The sequence below is a fragment of the Variovorax sp. WS11 genome, from assembly GCF_010499245.1.
In the GTDB taxonomy this organism is placed as follows: domain Bacteria; phylum Pseudomonadota; class Gammaproteobacteria; order Burkholderiales; family Burkholderiaceae_C; genus Variovorax.
The window spans coordinates 3,793,711-3,814,924 of record NZ_JAAGOW010000001.1 but is presented as its reverse complement, the minus strand read 5'-3'; the positions used below and the strand labels follow the sequence as shown (position 1 = coordinate 3,814,924).

21 protein-coding genes are annotated in these 21,214 nt (G+C 69.9%); 20 read left to right on the top strand and 1 reads right to left on the bottom strand.

What is annotated here, in order from left to right:
- The first annotated feature begins 17 nt into the window (after window positions 1-17).
- From GXN78_RS18710 to GXN78_RS18630, 17 genes are all read left to right on the top strand, one after another.
- On the top strand, window positions 18-1,520 hold the full coding sequence (locus GXN78_RS18710) for an AMP-binding protein (RefSeq protein ID WP_106554803.1): 1,503 nt from the start codon (window positions 18-20) through the stop codon (window positions 1,518-1,520).
- Between the two features lie 104 nt (window positions 1,521-1,624).
- A complete protein-coding gene (locus GXN78_RS18705; RefSeq protein ID WP_258186952.1) occupies window positions 1,625-2,023 on the top strand; it encodes a PaaI family thioesterase in 399 nt (132 codons plus the stop codon).
- Window positions 2,020-2,985 carry a tripartite tricarboxylate transporter substrate binding protein gene (locus tag GXN78_RS18700; protein ID WP_106554804.1) on the top strand — a complete coding sequence of 322 codons (966 nt, stop codon included), beginning with the start codon at window positions 2,020-2,022 and terminating at the stop codon, window positions 2,983-2,985. Before GXN78_RS18705 ends, GXN78_RS18700 begins: the two co-directional genes overlap by 4 nt.
- 5 nt (window positions 2,986-2,990) lie before the next feature.
- Window positions 2,991-3,806: an SDR family oxidoreductase gene (locus GXN78_RS18695; RefSeq protein ID WP_106554805.1), complete on the top strand. Its 816-nt coding sequence runs from the start codon at window positions 2,991-2,993 to the stop codon at window positions 3,804-3,806.
- The gene (locus GXN78_RS18690; RefSeq protein ID WP_106554806.1) at window positions 3,803-4,237 is read left to right on the top strand and encodes a PaaI family thioesterase; all 435 of its coding nucleotides are present in this window, start codon (window positions 3,803-3,805) and stop codon (window positions 4,235-4,237) included. The genes GXN78_RS18695 and GXN78_RS18690 overlap by 4 nt, the downstream gene beginning before the upstream one ends.
- Window positions 4,238-4,336: 99 nt before the next feature.
- On the top strand, window positions 4,337-5,533 hold the full coding sequence (locus tag GXN78_RS18685) for a lipid-transfer protein (protein WP_106554807.1): 1,197 nt from the start codon (window positions 4,337-4,339) through the stop codon (window positions 5,531-5,533).
- On the top strand, window positions 5,530-5,973 hold the full coding sequence (locus tag GXN78_RS18680) for a MaoC family dehydratase N-terminal domain-containing protein (RefSeq protein WP_106554808.1): 444 nt from the start codon (window positions 5,530-5,532) through the stop codon (window positions 5,971-5,973). The genes GXN78_RS18685 and GXN78_RS18680 overlap by 4 nt, the downstream gene beginning before the upstream one ends.
- A gap of 333 nt (window positions 5,974-6,306) precedes the next feature.
- A complete protein-coding gene (locus GXN78_RS18675; protein ID WP_106554809.1) occupies window positions 6,307-6,735 on the top strand; it encodes a MaoC family dehydratase in 429 nt (142 codons plus the stop codon).
- Between the two features lie 22 nt (window positions 6,736-6,757).
- On the top strand, window positions 6,758-7,585 hold the full coding sequence (locus GXN78_RS18670; RefSeq protein WP_106554810.1) for an SDR family NAD(P)-dependent oxidoreductase: 828 nt from the start codon (window positions 6,758-6,760) through the stop codon (window positions 7,583-7,585).
- Between the two features lie 17 nt (window positions 7,586-7,602).
- Window positions 7,603-8,736 (top strand): acyl-CoA dehydrogenase family protein, encoded by a 1,134-nt coding sequence (locus GXN78_RS18665; RefSeq protein ID WP_106554811.1) that lies wholly within the window; start codon window positions 7,603-7,605, stop codon window positions 8,734-8,736.
- The gene (locus tag GXN78_RS18660; RefSeq protein ID WP_239142764.1) at window positions 8,733-10,412 is read left to right on the top strand and encodes a long-chain-fatty-acid--CoA ligase; all 1,680 of its coding nucleotides are present in this window, start codon (window positions 8,733-8,735) and stop codon (window positions 10,410-10,412) included. Before GXN78_RS18665 ends, GXN78_RS18660 begins: the two co-directional genes overlap by 4 nt.
- On the top strand, window positions 10,409-11,212 hold the full coding sequence (locus GXN78_RS18655) for an enoyl-CoA hydratase/isomerase family protein (RefSeq protein WP_106554812.1): 804 nt from the start codon (window positions 10,409-10,411) through the stop codon (window positions 11,210-11,212). Before GXN78_RS18660 ends, GXN78_RS18655 begins: the two co-directional genes overlap by 4 nt.
- Window positions 11,213-11,226: 14 nt before the next feature.
- Window positions 11,227-12,132: an SDR family NAD(P)-dependent oxidoreductase gene (locus GXN78_RS18650; protein WP_106554948.1), complete on the top strand. Its 906-nt coding sequence runs from the start codon at window positions 11,227-11,229 to the stop codon at window positions 12,130-12,132.
- Between the two features lie 8 nt (window positions 12,133-12,140).
- Window positions 12,141-12,545 (top strand): OB-fold domain-containing protein, encoded by a 405-nt coding sequence (locus tag GXN78_RS18645; RefSeq protein ID WP_106554813.1) that lies wholly within the window; start codon window positions 12,141-12,143, stop codon window positions 12,543-12,545.
- Window positions 12,542-13,720, top strand: a complete 1,179-nt coding sequence (locus GXN78_RS18640; RefSeq protein ID WP_106554814.1) for a thiolase — start codon at window positions 12,542-12,544, stop codon at window positions 13,718-13,720. The genes GXN78_RS18645 and GXN78_RS18640 overlap by 4 nt, the downstream gene beginning before the upstream one ends.
- Before the next feature lie 10 nt (window positions 13,721-13,730).
- Window positions 13,731-14,885, top strand: a complete 1,155-nt coding sequence (locus tag GXN78_RS18635; protein ID WP_106554815.1) for an acyl-CoA dehydrogenase family protein — start codon at window positions 13,731-13,733, stop codon at window positions 14,883-14,885.
- A 31-nt stretch (window positions 14,886-14,916) separates the two neighbouring features.
- Complete coding sequence (locus GXN78_RS18630) at window positions 14,917-15,894, top strand: tripartite tricarboxylate transporter substrate binding protein (RefSeq protein ID WP_106554816.1); 978 nt, start codon at window positions 14,917-14,919, stop codon at window positions 15,892-15,894.
- Window positions 15,895-15,930: 36 nt separating this feature from the next.
- Here the strand turns inward: GXN78_RS18630 and GXN78_RS18625 are convergent, their stop codons facing one another.
- The gene (locus GXN78_RS18625) at window positions 15,931-16,902 is read right to left on the bottom strand and encodes a LysR family transcriptional regulator (RefSeq protein WP_106554817.1); all 972 of its coding nucleotides are present in this window, start codon (window positions 16,900-16,902) and stop codon (window positions 15,931-15,933) included.
- Between the two features lie 245 nt (window positions 16,903-17,147).
- Here GXN78_RS18625 and paoA point away from each other — a divergent pair, with 245 nt between their 5' ends.
- Genes paoA through paoC form a run of 3 tightly spaced genes read left to right on the top strand, consistent with a single transcriptional unit; the run spans window position 17,148 to window position 20,970 of the window.
- Window positions 17,148-17,819, top strand: coding sequence for an aldehyde dehydrogenase iron-sulfur subunit PaoA (gene paoA / locus GXN78_RS18620; RefSeq protein WP_239142763.1), 672 nt, complete (start codon window positions 17,148-17,150; stop codon window positions 17,817-17,819).
- The gene (locus tag GXN78_RS18615; RefSeq protein WP_106554818.1) at window positions 17,816-18,766 is read left to right on the top strand and encodes a xanthine dehydrogenase family protein subunit M; all 951 of its coding nucleotides are present in this window, start codon (window positions 17,816-17,818) and stop codon (window positions 18,764-18,766) included. The genes paoA and GXN78_RS18615 overlap by 4 nt, the downstream gene beginning before the upstream one ends.
- A 2-nt stretch (window positions 18,767-18,768) precedes the next feature.
- The gene (gene paoC / locus GXN78_RS18610; RefSeq protein ID WP_106554819.1) at window positions 18,769-20,970 is read left to right on the top strand and encodes an aldehyde oxidoreductase molybdenum-binding subunit PaoC; all 2,202 of its coding nucleotides are present in this window, start codon (window positions 18,769-18,771) and stop codon (window positions 20,968-20,970) included.
- The last annotated feature ends 244 nt before the right edge of the window (window positions 20,971-21,214 follow it).

The window sequence follows — 21,214 nt, the reverse complement described above, 5'->3', positions numbered from 1 at the left end:
AAGCCCGCGGCCCCATCGTGTATCTCACCCAAGGACTGCATCGCGCACTGCAGCGCAAGCCCGACCAGACGGCGCTCACCCATGTCGCCGACACCGGCACGCGCCGCCATACGCATGCCCAACTGGCGAGCGGCGTCGCCCGGCAGGCGGCCGCGCTGGCACGCCGCGGCATCGGCCCCGGCGACCGCGTGGCGCTGCTCGCGCCCAACAGCGACCAGCTGGTCAGTGCCATCCTCGCCTGCTGGTGGCTGGGTGCCGTCGCCTGCCCGCTGAACATCCGCTGGAGCACGCCCGAGCTCGCCTACGCGCTGCAGGACAGCGAAGCCTCGCTGCTGCTCGCCGACGATGCGCTGGCCGCGATCGCACCGGCCGGCAAAACCACGCTGCTTCGCCTGCCCACGCTGGAAGAAGAAGGCAGCACGCTCGCGCCCTTGCCCGACACGCGCACCGGCGGCGACGCGCTCGCCGCCATCCTCTACACCGGCGGCACCACCGGCCGCTCCAAGGGCGTGATGCTGAGCCACGCCAACTTCTGGACCGCCTCGATGACCCGCGGCGCCGAGCTGAACAACGCCCCGGATTCGGTCTCGCTGCTGGTCGCCCCGCTGTTCCACGTCGCCGGCCTCGGCCGCCTGGTGGGCCAGCTGATCGTCGGCGGCAGCTGCGTGACGATGGCGCAGTTCCGCCCCGCCTCGGTGATCGACGCGGTCGAGGAGCACCGCATCGGCGACATCATCGTGGTGCCGAGCATGCTGCAGTCGCTGCTCGACGACCCCGCCTTCACGCCCGGGCGCGTGCAGAGCCTGACACGCATCGCCTTCGGTGCGGCGCCAATGCCGCCTGACCTGCTGGACCGCGCGCTGGCCGCCTGGCCGCAGGCCGAGTTCTTCCAGGCCTACGGCCTCACCGAGACCGCAGGCGCGGTATGCATCAACCTGCCGGCCAACCACCGGCCCGAGGCGCGCGCGCTCGGCCGGCTGAACTCCGTCGGCCGCGCCGGCCTGGGCGCCGAGATCATCGTCGCGGACGAGCACGGCCGCGAGCTGCCGCGCGGCGAGGTGGGCGAAGTGCTGGCGCGCGGGCCGATGGTCATGCAGGGCTACTGGCGCAATCCCGAAGCGACGGCCGCCGCGCTGCACGACGGCTGGCTGCACACCGGCGACGCCGGCCGCATGCTGCCCGACGGGCATCTCTTCATCGTCGACCGCCTCAAGGACATGATCATCAGCGGCGGCGAGAACGTGTACTGCGCCGAGGTCGAGGCCGCGCTGCGCAGCCATCCGCAGGTCAGGCTGGCGGCGGTCGTCGGCGTGCCGGATGCGCGCTGGGGCGAGGCGGTGCACGCCGCGGTGGTGATGGCCGACGATGCCGCCGCCGATGCCGACGCGCTGCGCGCCTGGTGCCGCGAGCGCCTGGCCGGCTACAAGTGCCCGCGCGGCATCAGCTTCGTGCGCGAGCTGCCGATGTCGGCCGCCGGCAAGGTGCTGAAGAACGTGCTGCGCGAGCAGGTGCGGGCATGAGACGCACGGCCGCTCCGAAGGCGAATAGCACCGTAGCCGCAGGCGAAGGTACTCCACTTATTCTGCCGGTCGCCGGCGGAGACCGACGCAACGTCTTCAGTCGCGTGCCCTTCATGCGGCTCCTGGACGCGCGTCGCGAATTCGCCGAAGCGGGCCGTGCGCGCGTCGTGATCGACGAGCGGCCGGAGCTCGGCAACGTGATCGGCGCGGTGCATGGCGGCGTGCTGGTCACGCTGCTCGACGTGGTGATGGCCAGCGCGGCCGTGTCGGTGTTCGACTTCGCGCGCACCGCCGTCACGCTCGACCTCAACACCAGCTTCCTCGAACCGGGCCGCGGCCGGCTCAGCGCCGACGGCGAGGTGCTGCACCACGACGACAGCGTCGCCTGGTGCCGCGCCGCCGTCACCGATGCCACCGGCCGCCTGGTCGCGCAGGCCCAGGGATCCTTCCGCTACCTGCCGCTGCCGCAGGCTGCTTCCAACACTCAGGAGACGACACCATGATGAAGATGCATCGCCGCGCGGCCCTGGCCGCATTGGCCGCCTGCGCGCTGGCCGCGCCGCTGGCGCAGGCCGCCGACCCCTACCCGAGCAAGCCGATCCAGCTCGTGCTGCCATTTCCGCCGGGCGGCTCCTTCGACCCGATCTTCCGCACGCTGGCCGAGGCCGCCTCGAAGGACCTGGGCCAGCCCATCGTGCTGATGCACAAGCCGGGCGCGGGCGGCGTCACCGGCACCGCATCGCTGGCGACCATGAACGAGGCCGACGGCTACACGATCGCGGTGATGCACAACTCGGTGATCCGCGCGCCGCTGGTGCAGAAGGTGACCTGGGATCCGCTCAAGGACTTCACCTACCTGATCGGGCTGGCCGGCCTCACCACCGGCATCGTGGTGGCCACCGACGCGCCCTGGAAGTCGCTGCCCGAGCTGCTGGCCGACGCCAGGAAGCGCCCCGGCGCGATCAGCTGGGGCAACGTCGGTGCGATCAGCATCAACCGCATCTACGCCGAGCGGCTCGCCAGGCAGGCAGGCACCTCCTTCAACCTGGTGCCCTACAAGGGCGGCAGCGAAGCTTTCCAGGCGGTGATCGGGCGCCACCTCGACGTCTACGGCGACCCCGGCTTCGGGCCCCAGGTCCAGGGCGGCAAGGTGCGCGTGCTCGCCACCTTCACCGCGGAGCGCCTGAAGCGCTACGACGCGCCGACCGTGAAGGAGCTGGGTCATGACCTGGTGATCGAGTCGCCGGTGGGGCTGGTCGCGCCGAAGAACCTCGATCCGAAGATCGCCGCCAGGCTGCACGCGGCCTTCAGCAAGGCTGCGGCAGACCCGGCCTACCTCCAGCAGCTGGAGCTGTTCGACATGCAACCCAAGCTGATGACCGGCGAGAGCTATGCCGACTACGCCCGTGCGCAGTTCGAGCGCGAGCGGAAGATGCTGGCCGAGATCGGCTTCAAGCCGGAGTGACGCTCATGGACTTCTCTGCCTTCGACTTCCAGGGCCATCATGTGTTCGCCGCCGGCGGCTCCAGCGGCATCAACTTCGGCATCGCGCAGGCCTTCGCCCGTGCCGGTGCGCGCGTCACGGTGCTCAGCCGCTCGGCCGACAAGGTGGCCAGCGCCGCGCAGCAGCTCGAAGCGCTGGGCACCGAGGCGCTCGGCATCCCCGCCGACGTGCGCCAGCCCGAGGCGCTGGAACGCGCCTTCGCGCAGGCCGCGGAACGCTTCGGCCCCATCGACGTGCTGGTCTCGGGCGCCGCGGGCAACTTCCTGGCCAGCGCGCTCGACATGTCGCCCAACGCCTTCAAGACGGTGGTCGACATCGACCTGCTGGGCAGCTTCAACGTGGCGCGGCTGGCGCATGCGCACCTGCGCCAACCCGGCGCCTGCGTGATCCAGATCTCGGCCGGGCAGGCCTTCATCCCCACACCCTTTCAGGCGCACGTGTGCGCGGCGAAGGCGGGCGTCGACATGCTGACGCAGGTGCTGGCGCTGGAATGGGGGCCGCGGGGCATTCGCATCAACTCCATCGTGCCCGGCCCGATCGCCGACACCGAGGGGCTGAAGCGCCTCGCGCCGACCGAGGACACGATGAAGGCGATGGCGCAGCGCGTGCCGCTCAAGCGCCTCGGCCGCATCGAGGACATCAGCCGCATGGCGATGCTGCTGGCCAGCGACTGGGGCTCGTACATCACCGGCGCGGTGATTCCCGTGGATGGCGGGCTGGCCTTGACCGGGCCGCGCGACTTCACGGCGGCGGCGGCCGCGTCGAAGCGGGAGACGGCATGAGCCTTCACCTGGCAAGCACGCAGCGGGAGGAAAGCGACAAGCCGCGCAGCGGCCCGCAGCGCTACGTGCCCTTCTCGGAGCACCTGGGCCTGCGGGTCGAACGCGCCGAGGGCGGCGAATCGCTGGTGTCGGTGGAACTGCGCCCCGAGCTCCTGAACAACCACGACAGCGGCCACGGCGGCGTGTTGATGACTTTGCTCGACAGTGCGATGGCGCATGCCGCGCTTTCGCGCGTGGCCTACGCGCGCGAGGTCGTCACCGTCGACATGCACATCGCCTTCATGCGGCCCACCAGCGGACGTCTGCAGGCGCAAGGGTGCGCCACGGGCGGCGGGCGTTCGGTGTGCTTCTGTGAGGCCACCATCATCGACGCCGGCGGCGAGGTGGCGGCGCGCGCCATGGGCACCTTCCGCTACCGCGATCCGGCGTGAGCATTTCGGCCAATCGTTTTGGACCGATCCGCGATTGTTGAACCCCGCGCGGCAGCCGAGACTTCTCTTCATCGTCACACGTCTCATCCAGGAGCTTCCATGACACTTCAACAGCGCCCCGTCCATGTGGTCGGCGTGGGCATGATCCCCTTCACCAAGCCCGGCGCGAGCGACCCGTACACCGTGATGGGTGCGCGCGCGGCGAAGCTCGCGCTCGACGATGCCGGCGTGGACTACGCGCTCGTGCAGCAAGCCTACGTGGGCTACGTCTACGGCGACTCCACGGCCGGGCAGGCGGCGATCTACGGCGTCGGCCTCACGGGCATCCCGGTCTTCAACCTCAACAACAACTGCTCGACCGGCTCCAGCGCGCTGTTCCTCGCGCGCCAGGCGGTCGAGAGCGGCGTGGTCGAATGCGCGATCGCGCTGGGCTTCGAGCAGATGCAGCCCGGCGCGCTGAAGGGCGCGTACGACGACCGGCCCTCGCCGATGGGGCGCTTCGCGGAGGTGATGACGCAGAAGCAGGGCTTCGTCCCCGAAGCGCCGCGCGCCGCGCAGTTCTTCGGCGGCGCCGGCCGCGACTACATGGCGCAGCACGGCATCCGCCGCGACACCTTCGGCCGCATCTCGGTGAAGGCGCGCCAGCATGCGGCGCGCAACCCGCTGGCGGTGTTCCGCCAGACGCTGACGCTGGACGAAGTGATGGCCGCGCCGCTGGTGTTCGATCCGCTCACGCGCTTCCAGTGCTGCCCGCCGACCTGCGGTGCGGCCGCGGCGATCGTGTGCTCGGCCGAGTTCGCGAAGAAGCATGACCTGGACATGCGCGTCGTGATCGCTGCGCAGGCGATGACCACCGACACGCCCTCCACTTTCGAGAGCGGGGACATGCGCAAGCTGGTGGGCTACGACATGACCGCCGCCGCGGCGAAGCAGGTGTACGAAGCCGCCGGTATCGGCCCCGAGGAGCTCGACGTGGTGGAGCTGCACGACTGCTTCACCGCCAACGAACTGATCACCTACGAGGCGCTGGGCCTCACGCCCGAGGGCACGGCGGAGCGCTTCATCGTCGAGGGCGAGAACACTTATGGCGGCCGGGTGGTGACCAACCCCTCCGGTGGCCTGCTCTCCAAAGGCCATCCGCTAGGCGCCACCGGCCTGGCCCAATGCGCGGAGCTGGTGTGGCAACTGCGCGGGCAGGCCGAGCAGCGCCAAGTCGAGGGAGCACGGCTTGCGTTGCAGCACAACCTGGGGCTCGGCGGCGCCTGCGTCGTCACGCTCTACCAGAGCCAGCGATGATCGATCGCCGCCACATCGGCCACACGCTGCCGCCTTTCCAGGTGCCGGTGGAGGCGGGCCGCCTGCGCTTCTTCGCCAAGGCCACCGGGCAGACCGACCCGGTCTACATCGACGAAGCCGCGGCGCGCGACGCGGGGCATCCGGGCCTGCCGGTGCCGCCCATCTTTCTCTTCTGCCTGGAGATGGAAGCGCCCAACCCGGCGGCGATCCGCGAGCTGCTGGGCATGGACTACCGCACGCTGCTGCATGGCGAGCAGGGCTTCACGTACCACGCAATGGCGTATGCGGGCGACACGCTGCGCTACGAGCAGCGCATCGCGGACATCTACGACAAGAAGGGCGGCGCGCTCGAGTTCGTGGTGCGGCAGACGCGTGTGAGCAATCAGCGCGATGAGCTGGTGGCGGAGCTGCGTTGCGTGACGGTGGTGCGCAATGGCTGATATGGCTTCGATCCCAGCGGGGTTCAGAAATGCTTGGCGGCTGGGGCGGGATCGGGCCGGCGGGGCATGCTGCTCCGTTCGTGTCCCCCGTCGGCCTGCGGCCGCCTCCTCCTTTACCTCACTGCGCAGCACGCCCCACCGTCCCGATCCTTCGAGCGCCGGGAGTGCTCAGTGCCCGAGAGCGCGCGGCGCGTCCAGGCCGAGGGTGGTGGATGGCCAACGCAGCGAAGTAAAGGAGGAGCAGCGGGCGCAGCCCGCTGCGGGGGACATGAGCGGAGTTGGCCACCCGCCGCCCTCGGCCCGCCCCCGCACTCAACTCAAAGGCCTTACGCAATGACGATATCTGCCCTTCCAAACTGGGACGCCCTAGAGCAAGGCGACACCCTCCCCCCGCTGGAACTGCCGCCCATCACCCGCCTCGCACTGGCGCTGTACTGCGGCGCCTCCGGCGACCACAACCCCATCCACGTGGACACGGACTTCGCCCAATCCGCCGGCATGCCCGACGTGTTCGCGCACGGCATGTTGTCGGCCGCCTGGCTGGGCCGGCTGCTGACGAACTGGGTTCCCCAGTCTTCGATCCGTTCGCTGGACATTCGCTTCGCCGCCATCACCCACGTGGGCGAGCGCATCACCTGCACGGGCAAGGTCCACGAGAAGTTCGAGCACGAGGGCCAGCGCTGCGTGCGGCTGCAGATCGCGACGGCCAACCAGGACGGCATCACCAAGCTGAGCGGCGAGGCAATCGTCGCCTGGCACTGACACAGGACAAGGAAAGACACCCATGAACCGCAAACTCGACAACAAGGTCGCCATCGTCTCCGGCTCCGGCCGCGGCATCGGGCGCGAGATCGCGCTCAAGCTGGCGAGCGAAGGGGCCCGCGTCGTCATCAACGACCTCGACGCCGAACCGGCCGCACAGACCGTTGCCGAGATCGTGGCCGCGGGCGGCAGCGCCATCGCCTGCGCCGGCAGCGTGACGGACAGCGGCTTTGCCGACCGCTTCGTGCAAACGGCTGTCGATGCTTACGGCGGCCTGGACATCATCGTCAACAACGCCGGCTACACCTGGGACAGCGTGGTGCAGAAGATGAGCGACGAGCAGTGGGAGGCCATGCTCGCCGTGCACCTCACGGCACCCTTCCGCATCCTGCGCGCGGCTTCCAACTTCATCCGCGACGCGGCCAAGCGCGAGGCCGACGAAGGCCGTGAAGTGTTCCGCAAGGTGGTCAACATCTCCTCCACCTCCGGCGTCTACGGCAACGCCGGCCAGGCCAACTACGCGGCGGCCAAGGCCGGCATCAACGGCCTGACGAAGGCGATGGCCAAGGAATGGGGGCGCTACAAGGTCAACGTCAACAGCGTCGCCTTCGGGCTGATCAAGACCCGGCTGACCGAAGCGGATGCCAGCGCCGGCGCCAGCATCGACATCGAGGGCCGGCAGATCAAGGTGGGCGTCAACCCGCAGATCCTGAAGAACGCCGAGGCGCTGATCCCGCTGGGCCGCGGCGGCACGCCGGAAGAAGCGGCCGGGGCCGTGTACATGTTCTGCATCCCCGAGTCGAACTACGTCAGCGGACAGGTGCTGGTCTGCGGAGGCGGCCGCCCGTGAACGCCAGCCGGCCGTGGATGACCGAGGAGCTGCAGATGCTGCGCGACAGCGCGCGCCGCTTCTTCGAGCGCGAATGCGTTCCCCACGAGATGCGCTGGCGCGCGCAGCAGCACGCCGACCGCGACATCTGGACGAAGGCGGGCCAGGCCGGCCTGCTGTGCGCCAGCATCCCCGAGGAATACGGCGGCGGCGGCGGCAGCTTCCTGCACGAGGCGGTGATCTGCGAGGAGCAGATGCGCGCCATGGCGCAGGGCTTCAGCAACAACGTGCACAGCGGCATCGTCGCCCACTACCTGCTGGCCTACGGCACCGAAGAACAGAAGCGCCGCTGGCTGCCGCGCATGGCCACCGGCGAGCTGGTGGCGGCCATCGCGATGACCGAGCCCGGCGCCGGCACCGACCTGCAGCGCATCAAGACCCAGGCGCGGCGCGATGGCGAGCAGTGGCGCATCAGCGGCAGCAAGACCTTCATCACCAACGGCATGCACGCCGGGCTGGTCTGCGTCGCCGCGAAGACGGACGCGGCAGGCGGTGCCAAGGGGATTTCGCTGCTGATGGTGGAGGCCGAAGGCACGGCGGGCTTTCGCCGGGGGCCGCTGCTGGACAAGATGGGCCAGAAGACGCTGGACACCACCGAGCTCTTCTTCGACGACGTGCGCGTGCCCGCAGAGAACCTGCTGGGCGGCGAGGAAGGCGGCGGCTTCGCGCAGCTCATGAACCAGCTGCCGCGCGAGCGCATGCTGATCGCCGTCGGCACCGTGGCGAGCATGCAGCGCGCGATCGACGACACGCTCGAGTACGTGCGAGACCGCCAGGTGTTCGGCCAGCCGCTGCTGAAGATGCAGAACACCCGCTTCAAGCTGGCCGAGTGCGAGACGCAGGCGCAGGTGGCGCGCGCCTTCGTGGACGACTGCATCGCGCGCCTGATGCGCGGCGAGCTCGACGTGCCGACCGCCGCCATGGCCAAGTGGTGGACCACCGACGCCTGCTGCCGCATCGTCGACGAATGCCTGCAGCTGCACGGCGGCTACGGCTTCATGAACGAGTACCCGATCGCGCGGCTCTACGCCGACGTGCGCGTCGGCCGCATCTACGGCGGCGCCAACGAGGTGATGAAGGAAATCATCGCCCGGGCCATGGAGAAGCAATGATGATGGCCGAGGGCGAACGTCCGCATTTCCGCTTCTGGCCCAAGGGCGTTGCGCGCGAGCTGGTCGTGCCGCAGGCGACGCTGCCGGAAGTCCTCGAGCTCGCGGCGCGGCGCTATCCGGACAAAGCCGCGATCGTCTACTGCGGCAGCGTGGTCCGCTATGGCGAGCTCCAGCGCCGCGTGGCCGCAATGTCCGCCTGGCTGCGCGACACGCTCGTGCTGCAGCGCGGCGACCGCGTGCTGGTGGCGAGCCAGAACTGCCCGCAGTTCGTGATCGCCTGCTACGCGATCCTGCGCGCGGGTGGCGTGGTGGTGCCGGTCAACCCCATGAGCAAGGCCCAGGAGGTGCGCTACTACGCCGAGAACAGCGGCGCGCGCATCGCCTTCGTGGCGCAGGAGCTGCTGGAGCACTTCGAGGCGGGCCTGTTCGATCGCATCGTCGTGCATGCCTACAGCGAGGCGGTGGGGGACAACGGCACCGACGAGATCCCGGATTGGGTGCTTGCGCCGCTGCGTCCGATCTCGCGCGCGGACTGCACGGGCTGGGACAAGGTGCCGGCAGCCTGCGACGGCATCGATGCGGAAGTTCGCCCCGCAGACCTCGCCATCCTTCCCTACACCTCCGGCACCACCGGCCACCCCAAGGGCTGCATGCACACGCACCAGACGGTGATCGCCTCGCTGGCGGCCTCGCACGTCTGGAAGGGCCTGCATTGCGAGACGGTGGTGCTTGCGGTCGCGCCGCTGTTCCACATGCTCGGGCTGCAGAACGGCATGAACATGCCGATCTTCCTGGGCGGCACCTCGGTGATGCTGCCGCGCTGGAATCCGGCCGTTGCAGCGCGCCTCATCGAGCGCCACCGCGTGACCGCGTGGACGGCCCCGCCGGCAATGATCCTGGACTTCTTCGCGGAGCCCGAGGTGGCCCAACGCGACATCTCCAGCCTGACCCTGCTCTCCGGCGGCGCGGCGGCGATGCCGGAAGCGGTGGCGGCGATGATGCAGCAGCGCTGGGGCATCACCTACAACGAGGGCTACGGCCTGACGGAGACCGCCTCATTCCTGCAGGCCAATCCGCTTGCGCGCGGCAAGCGCCAGTGCCTGGGCATCCCGGCCCAGGGGGTGGACACCCGCATCGTGGACCCGCAGACGCTGCAGGAGCTTGCGCAGGGCGAGGTGGGCGAGCTGGTCACCCACGCGCCGCAGAACACCGTGGGCTACTGGCGCAACCCGCAGGCCGACCGCGAAGCCTTCTTCGAGCTGGAGGGCAAGCGCTTCTTCCGTACCGGCGACCTCGCCTACATGGACGAGGAAGGCTACTTCTTCATGCGCGACCGCCTCAAGCGGATGCTCAACACCTCGGGCTACAAGGTCTGGCCGGCCGAGGTGGAGAACATGCTGTACGAGCACCCGGCCATCCACGAGGCCTGCATCATCGGCGTGCCCGACACGAGGCAGGGCGAGGCGGTGAAGGCGATCGTCTCCCTCAAGCCCGGCTTCCGCGGCGAAGTTCAGGCCCAGGACATCGTCGATTGGGCGCGCGGCCGCATGGCGGTCTACAAGGCGCCCCGCTTCGTGGAATTCATGGATGCCCTGCCCAAGTCGGGCACCGGCAAGATCCTCTGGCGCGAGCTGCAGGAGCAGCATCGCGCCGCGGCAAGGAAGGAATCCGAATGAGCGAAACCAGCCCCGTTCACTACGAACGCCGCGGCACCACGGCCGTCGTGACCCTCGACGACCCTGCCACCCGCAACTCGCTCACCCCCGACCTGAAGGAGGGCCTGGCGGCCGCCATCGCACGGGTCAAGTCGGACAGCGGCGTGCGCGCGGTGGTGATCACCGGCGCCAACGGCGCCTTCTGCGCGGGCGGCGACCTGCGCGGCATTGCCGCCGCCGGCACGCTCGAAAGCGACGGCTTGCGCGCCCGCATGCAGAGCGCGAACGCGATCTTCCGCGAGCTGCTGTCCCTGGACCGCCCCGTCATCGCCGCGGTGGACGGTGCGGCCTACGGTGCCGGCTTCAGCCTGGCGCTGGCGGCGGACTTCGTGCTGGTGACGCCGCGTGCCCGCTTCTGCATGGTCTTCATGCGGGTCGGGGTCATCCCGGACTGCGGCGCCACCTACACGCTGCCGCGCATCGTCGGCGCGCAGCGCGCCCGCGAGCTGTTCCTCTCGGCCAGGGAGGTGGACGCGGCGGAGGCACTGGCGCTCGGCATTGCCATGGAGCAGCACGAGCAGGCCGCGCTGCTGCCGCGGGCGCTGGCGCTGGCGGACAGCTTTGCCGGCGCCTCGCCGCTGGCCGTGGGCCTGGTCAAGCGCATCGCGCTCGACGCGGGCGCCATGGAAGCCGCCTTCGCGGCCGAGGCCGACGGCCAGGCGCTGTGCTTCCAGACCACGCTGCATCGCAAGGCGCTGCAGCGGTTCTTCGACAAGGAGCCGCCGGCCTTCCAGTGGCCGGCGCGCACGGACAAGGAGTGAAAGACATGAGCAGGATGGTGGAGAACAAGGTGGTCGTCGTCACCGGTGCCGGCGGCGGCATCGGCCGCGACATGGCGCTGGCCATGGCGCGCGAAGGCGCGAAGGTGGTGGTCAACGACATCGGCGCCTCGGTCGGCGGCGAAGGCAAGGACGAAGGCCCGGCGCAGGCCGTGGTCCGCGAGATCGAGGCCTTCGGCGGGCAGGCCGTGGCCAGCACCGACAGCGTGTCGGAACAGGCGGGCGCGGCACGCATCGTCGGCACGGCCGTGGAGGCCTTCGGCCGCATCGACGTCGTGGTCAACAACGCCGGCATCCTGCGCGACCGCTTCTTTCACAAGATGAGCGCGGAGGAGTGGGATGCGGTCATCAAGGTGCATCTCTACGGCAGCTTCTATGTGAGCCGCGCCGCCGCCCCGCACTTCAAGGAGCAGGAAAGCGGCTGCTTCGTGCACATGACCTCCACCTCCGGCCTGATCGGCAATTTCGGCCAGGCCAACTACAGCGCCGCGAAGCTCGGCGTTGCCGCGCTGTCCAAGTCCATCGCGCTCGACATGCAGAAGTTCAACGTGCGCTCCAACTGCATCTCGCCCTTTGCCTGGAGCCGGATGATCGGCTCCATCCCGACCGAGACGCCCGAGGAGCAGGCGCGCGTCGACCGCCTGAAGCAAATGACGCCCGCCAAGATCGCGCCGCTGGCCGTGTGCCTGGCCAGCGATGCCGCGAAGGACGTCAACGGCCAGATCTTCGCGGTGCGCAACAACGAGATCTTCCTGATGAGCCAGCCGCGGCCGGTGCGCTCGGTGCACCGCAGCGAGGGCTGGAGCCCACAGACCGTGGCCAGCCATGCGCTGCCCGCCTTGAAGGCGAGCTTCTACGAGCTCGAGCGTTCCGGCGACGTGTTCAGCTGGGACCCGATCTGAGGACGCCCATGACGACGCAAACCATCGAGGAAGGCGCCACCGGCGTGCAGACCTTTCACCAGCGCGAGCTGGACGCCGGCCGCCTCCTGCTGCAGTGCTGCGGCGCGTGCAGCCGCCACGTGTACTACCCGCGCGAGGGCTGCCCGCACTGCGGCAGCACCGCGCTGGAGTGGAAAAGCTTCAACGGCCTCGGCACCGTGCATGCCGTGACGACCGTGCGGCGCAAGCCCGCCGACGGAGGCGATCTCAACGTCAGCCTGATCGATCTCGATGAAGGCGTGCGGCTCATGAGCCGCGTGGACAACCTGGCGCCCGATGCGGTGCGCATCGGGCAGCGCGTGCAGGCGCGGGTGCAGGTGAAGGACGGCCGGGGGCTGGTGCTCTTCGATGCCATCGAAGGAGGCACCCGATGAGCAGCGGACTGAAGGATCTGCGCGGCAGCGCCGCGATCGCCGGCGTTGCCACCTTCGGCTGCGGCGAGACGCCCGGCTTCACCGACATGGAACTGCTGGCGCGCTCGGCGCACGCCGCCGTGGCCGACGCAGGGCTGACGATGCACGACATCGACGGCCTGTGCACCGCCAGCGCCTCCGCCGCGATGTGGGCCCTGCCGGTGGTCGAGTACCTGGGCCTCAACCCGCGCTACATCGACGGCACCATGCTGGGCGGCAGCAGCTTCATCGCGCACCTTCTGCCCGCGATGCACGCCATTCGTTCCGGCCAGTGCAGCGCGGTGCTCGTCTGCTACGGCAGCGCGCAGCGCAGCGCCGCCTTCGGCCGGCGCGAGATCGTGGCGGCGCGCCGCTTTCTCGACCCGCAGCCCTACGAGCATCCCTACGAGCCGATGCTACCGGTGTCGGCCTACGCGCTGGCCGCCTCGCGCCACATGCACGAGTTCGGCACCACGCGCGAGCAGCTCGCCGACGTGGCCGTGGCCGCGCGTGCGTGGGCCCGGCTCAACCCGGAAGCCTTCATGCGCGAGGCGCTCACGCGCGAGCAGGTGCTGGCCTCCCGCATGGTGTCGGACCCGCTGACCGTGCGCGACTGCTGCCTGGTCACCGACGGCGGCGGCGCGTACGTGCTGGTGAGCGCCGAGCGCGCGCGGGACCTGCCGAAGAAGCCGGTCTATGTGCTGGGCAATGGGACGGCGGTGTGGAACCGGCAGATCTCGTCGATGAAGGATCTCACCGTCACGGCGGCCAGCCAGTCGGGACGCGAGGCCTTCGCGATGGCGGGGCTGACGCCCAAGGACATCGACGTGGTGCAGCTCTACGACGCCTTCACCATCAACACGCTGCTCTTCCTGGAAGACCTGGGCTTCTGCCCGAAGGGCGAGGCCGGCCGTTTCGTGGCCGACGGCGCCATCGCGCCCGGCGGGCGCTTGCCGGTCAACACCAACGGCGGCGGACTCTCGTGCGTGCATCCCGGCATGTACGGCATCTTCGCGCTCATCGAGGCCGTGCGGCAGCTGCGCGGCGACTGCGGCGAGCGGCAGGTGAAGAACGCGCACACCGCCATCGCGCATGGCAACGGCGGCATGCTGTCCAGCCAGGCCACCGCCATTCTCGGCACCGCCGACGCCCTTTGAGGAATCGACCATGATCCGCGACCCCGAAACCCTCGAAGCCCTGCTCGACGCCGTCAACCGCTTCGTGCGCGAGCGGCTGGTGCCCGCCGAAGCACAGGTGGCCGAGACCGACGAGATCCCCGACGACATCGTGCGCGGGATGAAGGAACTGGGCCTCTTCGGCCTGACCGTGCCCGAGGCCTACGGTGGCCTGGGCGTGACGATGGAAGAAGAGGTGATGGTGATGCTGGCCATGGGCCAGACCTCGCCCTGCTTCCGTTCGCTCTTCGGCACCACGGTGGGCATCGGCTCGCAGGGCATCCTCTTCGACGGCACCGAAGCGCAGAAGAAGAAGTACCTGCCGCGGCTCGCGACGGGCGAATTGATCGCCTCCTTCGCCCTGACCGAGCCCGAGGCCGGCTCCGACGCGGCCTCGCTGCGCACGACTGCTATCCGCGAGGGCGATCACTACATCGTCAACGGCACCAAGCGCTTCATCACCAACGCACCGCATGCCGGCATCTTCACGCTGATGGCGCGCACCGACCCCGAGGACAAGGGCGCCAGCGGCGTCTCGGCCTTTATCGTGGAGGCCGACACGCCGGGCATCACCATCGGCAAGAAGGACCGCAAGATGGGCCAGCGCGGCGCCCACACGGCGGATGTGATCTTCGAGAACTGCAAGGTGCCCGCTGCACAGCTGATCGGCGGCCGCGAGGGCCAGGGCTTCAAGACGGCGATGAAGGTGCTGGAGAAGGGCCGCATCCACATCGCCGCCATCTGCGTCGGCGCGGCCGAGCGCATGCTGCGCGACGCGCTGAACTACGCGGTGGAGCGCAGGCAGTTCGGCCAGCCCATCGCCGAGTTCCAGCTGGTGCAGGCGATGCTGGCCGACAGCCAGGCGGAGATCTACGCCGCCCGCTGCATGGTGATCGATGCGGCGCGCCGGCGCGACGAGGGCCGCGAGGTGTCGACGGAAGCATCGTGCTGCAAGCTGTTCGCCTCCGAGATGTGCGGCCGCGTGGCGGACCGCGCGGTGCAGATCTTCGGCGGCGCGGGCTACATCGCCGACTACGGCATCGAGCGCTTCTATCGTGACGTGCGCCTGTTCCGGCTGTACGAGGGCACGACGCAGATTCAGCAGATCGTCATCGCCCGCAATCTGGTGCGCGAAGCGATGCGTTGAGTTTTTCCCACCATCAAGAGGAGACAAGCCCGTGAAGAAGACATCGATGATGCGCAGGCTCTGCGTGGCCGCCGGCCTGGCGGCGCTGCTCGCCGCACCGGCCGCGGCGCAAGGCCCCTACCCCAGCCAGCCGCTGAAGCTGATCGTGCCCTACCCCGCCGGCGGCGCCACCGACACCCTGGCGCGCACGATCGGGCAGAAGCTGCAGGAAGCCTGGGGCCAGCCCGCGCTGGTGGAGAACCGGCCCGGCGCCGGCGGCACCATCGGCAACGGCTTCGTCGCCAAGGCGCCGGCCGACGGCCACACGGTGCTGATCGGCATCACGGCGCTGATCCAGCAGCAGTCGCTGATGGAGAAGCTGCCCTACGATCCGCTGAAGGACCTGGTGCCCGTCACCATGATCGCGCGCAGCCCGAGCATGCTGGCGGTGCCGCTCGACTCACCCGCGAAGGATCTGAAGGGCTTCATCGCGATGGTGAAGGCCAGTCCCGGCAAGTACAACTTCGGCAGCTACGGCGCCGGCACCTCCTCGCACATCCAGGGCGCGCTGCTGAACATGCAGGCCGGCATCGACCTGGTGCACGTGCCCTTCCAGGGCGCCGCGCCGCTGGTCACCAACCTGGTCGGCGGGCAGCTGGCGTCGGCCTTCATCGACAGTGCCAGCGCCCGGCCGCATCTCAAGTCCATGCGTCCGCTGGCGGTGACCGGCACACAGCGCATGCCCGGGCTGCCGGACGTGCCCACCTTCGCCGAGCTGGGCTACCAGTCCTTCGATCCCTACGGCTGGTTCGGCGTGTTCCTGCCGGCAGCGACGCCGGCGCCGGTGGTGCAGAAGCTGTCGGACGAGATCGACCGCATCCTGCGCCTGCCGGAGGTCACGGCCAAGATCGAGGCGCTGGGGCTGCAGGTGGGGGGTGGCAAGCCGGAAGAGTTCCAGAAGGTGGTGCGGACGGATGCGGCGATCTACGCGAGGATCATCAAGGACGCGAACATCCGCCTGGCGCCCTGATTGGCCTTGATCGCGCAGGGGTGCGGAGGGCGCCCTTCAATTCCGCCGAAGCGCCTTGCGCCCCTTCGCCTCCGCCGCCGTCAACTCCTTGGCCGACAGCACGAAGTCCTTGTTGTCCACCAGCCGACTCACCGCATGCTCGATGAAAGCGCGCGCACGGGCCGGCTGGGCCGGCCGGCTTCCGTAATAGACGAACACGCTGGAGTGGTCGGACACATGCGGCGTCAGCAAGGGCACCAGCCGGCCCGAACGGATGTGCGGCGCCGCGGTGATGCCGGTGAGCAGGCCCAGCACCTGCCCGGCCAGCACGGCGCGGGTCTCCACCTCCTCTTCGTTGGTGCAAAGCGCGGGCACGACCTCGTACAGGACCGGGCTCTCGCCGACCTTGACGCGCCACGGCATCAGCTTCCCGCTGACGGGATAGCGAAAGACGCTGCAGCGGTGTGACGCGAGCTGGTTGAGGTTGTCTGGCGCGCCATGGCGCCGCAGGTACTCCGGGGCAGCGCAGATGATCAACTGCAGCGGGAACAGGCGACGCGCCACCACGCCTTCGGCCGGCGACAGGCCGATGCGAAAGCCCACGTCGACGCGGTCTTCCACCCAGTTGCCGATGCGATCGTCCAGCTGCACGTCGGGCTGCACGTCCGGATGCTCGCCGCAAAAGCCCTCCAGGACGGCCCACAGCACCGGCAGGAAGGTCGACCGAGGGCCGACGATGCGCAGCGGCCCGGCGATCTCGTCCTTCGCGCGGCGCGCCATGTGCATGGCGCGCTGAAGGCCGGCCAAGGCCGGCTCGGCCGCCTCGAGGAACTGCTGCCCCTCGTCGGTGAGCGACATGTTGCGCGTGGTGCGGTGGAACAGGCGGATGCCGAGGTGCTGCTCCAGCTGCGCCAGCGCCTGGCTCGCCGCCTGCGGCGTGATGCCCTGCGCGGCAGCGGCCTGCCGCAGGCTGCCCAGCTCGGCGGTCTTGGCGAAGGTGGTGATGGAACGCAGCTCGTTGATCGGCACTTCGGGTTCTCCTGGGGCGATGGGATTATCAAGCGCAGCTTGCCGATGCTTCAAGGAAATGTCGCCTAGTTCGATGCCAATGTGCGACCTAGAGTCGGAGGAGTCCGTCCTGGTCCCGTTCGCCCGCAGGTAGGGGTTTTCCGACCGGAACGTTGGACGAAGGCACGCGCTCCGGCCGCATTCGGCGCCGGACGATCCTCACGGCCATTCAGGCAACCCACACATCCCACGATGAGGTGACCCACATGGAACAACAAGACGACAAGAACCGCTCCTGCTGCGCCCCGATGTCGCGACGCGAGCTGCTGGCCGCCGGCGCGGCTTCGGCGACGGCGGTCGCGGTCCCTTCGGCCGCCACCGCGCAGGCCAGGCCGCCCGCGGCACCGGCCGCCGCGGGCTCGATACCGACGGCCCGAGTCGCCCTGAAGGTGAACGGCAAAACGCACCGGCTCGAGCTCGACACGCGCACCACCCTGCTCGACACCCTGCGCGAACACCTGCACCTGACCGGCACCAAGAAGGGCTGCGACCACGGCCAGTGCGGCGCCTGCACCGTGATCGTCGACGGGCGGCGGCTCAATTCCTGCCTGACGCTGGCCGTGATGCACGACGGCGCGAGCGTGACGACGATCGAGGGCCTGGGCAGCACGGATCGCATGCACCCCATGCAGGCCGCCTTCGTGAAGCACGACGGCTACCAGTGCGGCTACTGCACGCCCGGGCAGATCTGCTCGGCGGTCGCCGTGCTCGACGAGATCCGCCTGGGCATCCCGAGCCACGCCAGCGCCGACCTGACGGCCCGTCCCCTGCTGTCGGCCGACGAGCTGCGCGAGCGCATGAGCGGCAACATCTGCCGCTGCGGCGCGTACTCCAACATCGTCGACGCGATCACCGAGGTCGCAGGAGGCAAGGCATGATCCCCTTCACCTACGAACGCGCCCGCACCCCGGCCGAAGCCGCCGCGGCCGTCGCGCGCAACCCGGGCGCCCGCTTCATCGCCGGCGGCACCAACCTGCTCGACCTGATGAAGCTGCAGATCGAGACCCCGACGCACCTGGTGGATGTGAACGGCCTCGCGCTCGACAAGATCGAGCCGGCGGCCGACGGCGGCCTGCGCATCGGCGCGCTGGTGCGCAACACCGACCTGGCCGCGGACCTGCGCGTGCGCCGCGACTACGGCGTGCTCTCGCGCGCCTTGCTGGCCGGCGCCTCGGGCCAGCTGCGCAACCGGGCGACCACGGCCGGCAACCTGCTGCAGCGCACGCGCTGCCCCTACTTCTACGACACGAACCAGCCGTGCAACAAGCGCCAGCCGGGCACCGGCTGCAGCGCGATCGGCGGCGTGAGCCGGCAGCACGCGGTGATCGGCTCGAGCACCGACTGCATCGCGACGCACCCGAGCGACATGGCGGTGGCGATGCGCGTGCTCGACGCCATGGTCGAGACCGTGCGGCCCGACGGGCAGATGCGCCGGATCCCGATCGTCGACTTCCACAAGCTGCCCGGCAATACGCCGCAGCTCGAGACGGCGCTCGAACGCGGCGAGCTGATCACGGCGGTGAGCCTGCCGAAGCCGGCCGGCGGCACGCAGCTCTATCGCAAGGTGCGCGACCGCGCCTCCTACGCCTTCGCGCTGGTCTCGGTGGCCGCGATCGTGCAGCGGCACGGATCGGGCCATGTCGCGCTCGGCGGCGTGGCGCACAAGCCCTGGCGCGTGGAGGCGGCGGAGGCCGACATGCCGAGGGGCGCCAAGGCCGTGACGGCGCGCCTGCTCGAGGGCGCGCGGCCGACGCCGGACAACGCCTTCAAGGTGCAGTTGGCGGAGCGCACGCTCCAGGCGGTTCTGATGCAAGCAAAGGCCTGATCATGAAGTTCGACACCCCCGCCACCACCAATCCGATCGACCAGCTGAAGGTCGTCGGCAAGCCGACCGACCGCATCGACGGACCGCTCAAGACCACCGGGCGCGCGCGCTATGCCTACGAGCATCACGACGAAGTGCCGGGAGCTGCCTACGGTTTCGTCGTCGGTTCCGGCATCGCCAAGGGCCGCATCGCCTCGATGGACCTGAGCGCCGCGCGCGCGGCGCCCGGCGTGCTCGCGATCGTTACCGCCGACAACGCCGGCACGCTGGGCAAGGGCAACTTCAACACGGCCAAGCTGCTCGCCGGCCCCGGGGTCGACCACTACCACCAGGCCGTTGCGCTGGTGGTGGCCGAAAGCTTCGAGCAGGCGCGCGCGGCCGCCCAGCTGCTGCGCGTGGAGTACGCCGCCTCGCCGGGCGTCTTCGACCTCGCCGGGGCGAAGGACACGGCCTCCGTGCCCCGGGGAAGCCGCATACCCGACACCCGCGTCGGCGACTTCGCCGGCAGCTTCGCTGCGGCGCCGGTCCAGCTCGATGCAAGCTACAGCACGCCCGACCAGGCACACGCGATGATGGAGCCGCACGCCAGCATCGCGGCGTGGGAAGGCGACCGGCTGACGGTCTGGACCTCGAACCAGATGATCGACTGGAGCACCGGCGACCTTGCCAAGACGCTGGGCATTCCGAAGAGCCAGGTTCGCCTGGTCTCGCGCTTCATCGGCGGCGGCTTCGGCGGCAAGTTGTTCGTGCGCGCCGACGTGGTGCTCGCGGCGCTCGGCGCACGGGCGGCCGGGCGGCCGGTGAAGGTCGCGCTCGCCCGCCCCTTGATGTTCAACAACACCGTCCACCGGCCGGCGACGCTCCAGCGCATCCGCATCGGTGCCGGCCGCGACGGCAGGATCACCGCCATCGGCCACGAGAGCTGGTCCGGCGACCTGCCGGGCGGCAAGCCGGAGATGGCCGTCGCCCAGACGCGGCTGCTCTATGCCGGTGCACACCGCCTTACGGCCACGCGGCTGGCGGTGCTCGACATGTCCGAAGGCAACGCGATGCGCGCACCCGGCGAAGCGCCGGGCATGATGGCCCTGGAGATCGCAATGGACGAGATGGCCGAGAAGCTCGGCCTCGACCCGGTTGAATTCCGCGTGCTCAACGACACGCAGGTCGATCCGGAGAAGCCCGAGCGCGCGTTCTCCCAGCGCCGGCTCGTCGAATGCCTGCGCCTCGGCGCCGAGCGCTTCGGCTGGAACCGCCGCGAGGCGCAACCGGGCCGGGTGCGCGAGGGGCGCTGGCTGGTCGGCATGGGTGCCGCGGCGGCCTTCCGCAACAACCAGGTCACGAAGTCCGCCGCCCGCGTGCGCCTCGACCGCCGCGGCATCGTCACTGTCGAAACGGACATGACGGACATCGGCACCGGCAGCTACACGATCATTGCCCAGACCGCGGCCGAGATGATGGGTGTGCCGCTGGAGCGGGTCGTGGTGCGGCTGGGCGATTCGAGCTTCCCGGTTTCGGCGGGCTCGGGCGGCCAGTGGGGCGCCAACAGCTCGACTGCCGGCGTCTATGCGGCCTGCGTCAAGCTGCGCGAGGCCATCGCGCAGAAGCTCGGTCTTGCGCCGGGCGATGCCAGCTTCTCGGACGGCATGGTGCGTGCCGGGAACCGCTCGGTCTCGCTCGCGGAAGCGGCGCGCAGCGGCGAGCTCGTGGCCGAGGACGCCATCGAGTTCGGCGACCTCGGCAAGAAGTACCAGCAGTCGACCTTCGGCGCGCACTTCGTCGAAGTCGGCGTGGATGCCCTGACCGGCGAGATTCGCGTGCGGCGCATGCTCGCGGTGTGCGCCGCGGGCCGCATCCTCAACCCGAAGTCGGCGCGCAGCCAGGTGATCGGCGCGATGACGATGGGCGTGGGCGCGGCGCTGATGGAGGAACTCGCCGTCGACAAGCGCCGGGGCTTCTTCGTGAACCACGACCTCGCCGGCTACGAGGTGCCGGTGCATGCCGACATCCCGCACCAGGAGGTGGTCTTCCTCGACGAGACCGACCCCATCTCCTCGCCGATGAAGGCCAAGGGCGTGGGGGAGCTGGGGATCTGCGGCGTGGGTGCGGCGGTGGCGAATGCGATCTACAACGCCACCGGCGTGCGGGTGCGCGACTATCCGATCACGCTGGACAAGCTGCTGGAGCGGTTGCCTGCTTCGGCGTGATCGACCGTTACCGCCGGGCGTTGATGCACGGGGCCTGACGAAGCCGTGCGGGTGCGCTAGCGGCGGTGACGCAAGCTCTGCGCGCCGCGGAAGGCGGTCTACGGTCCGGGCTCATACTGGGGCGGTCGTCGCTTCGCGCCGACTCCGCTGCGGTGCTCGCCGCCCCAGAAATCGCCCGGCCCGCAGACCACCTTCCGCGGAGGAGACGGTGGGGTTGATCTGAAGTCCGACCCGGACCCCGGCC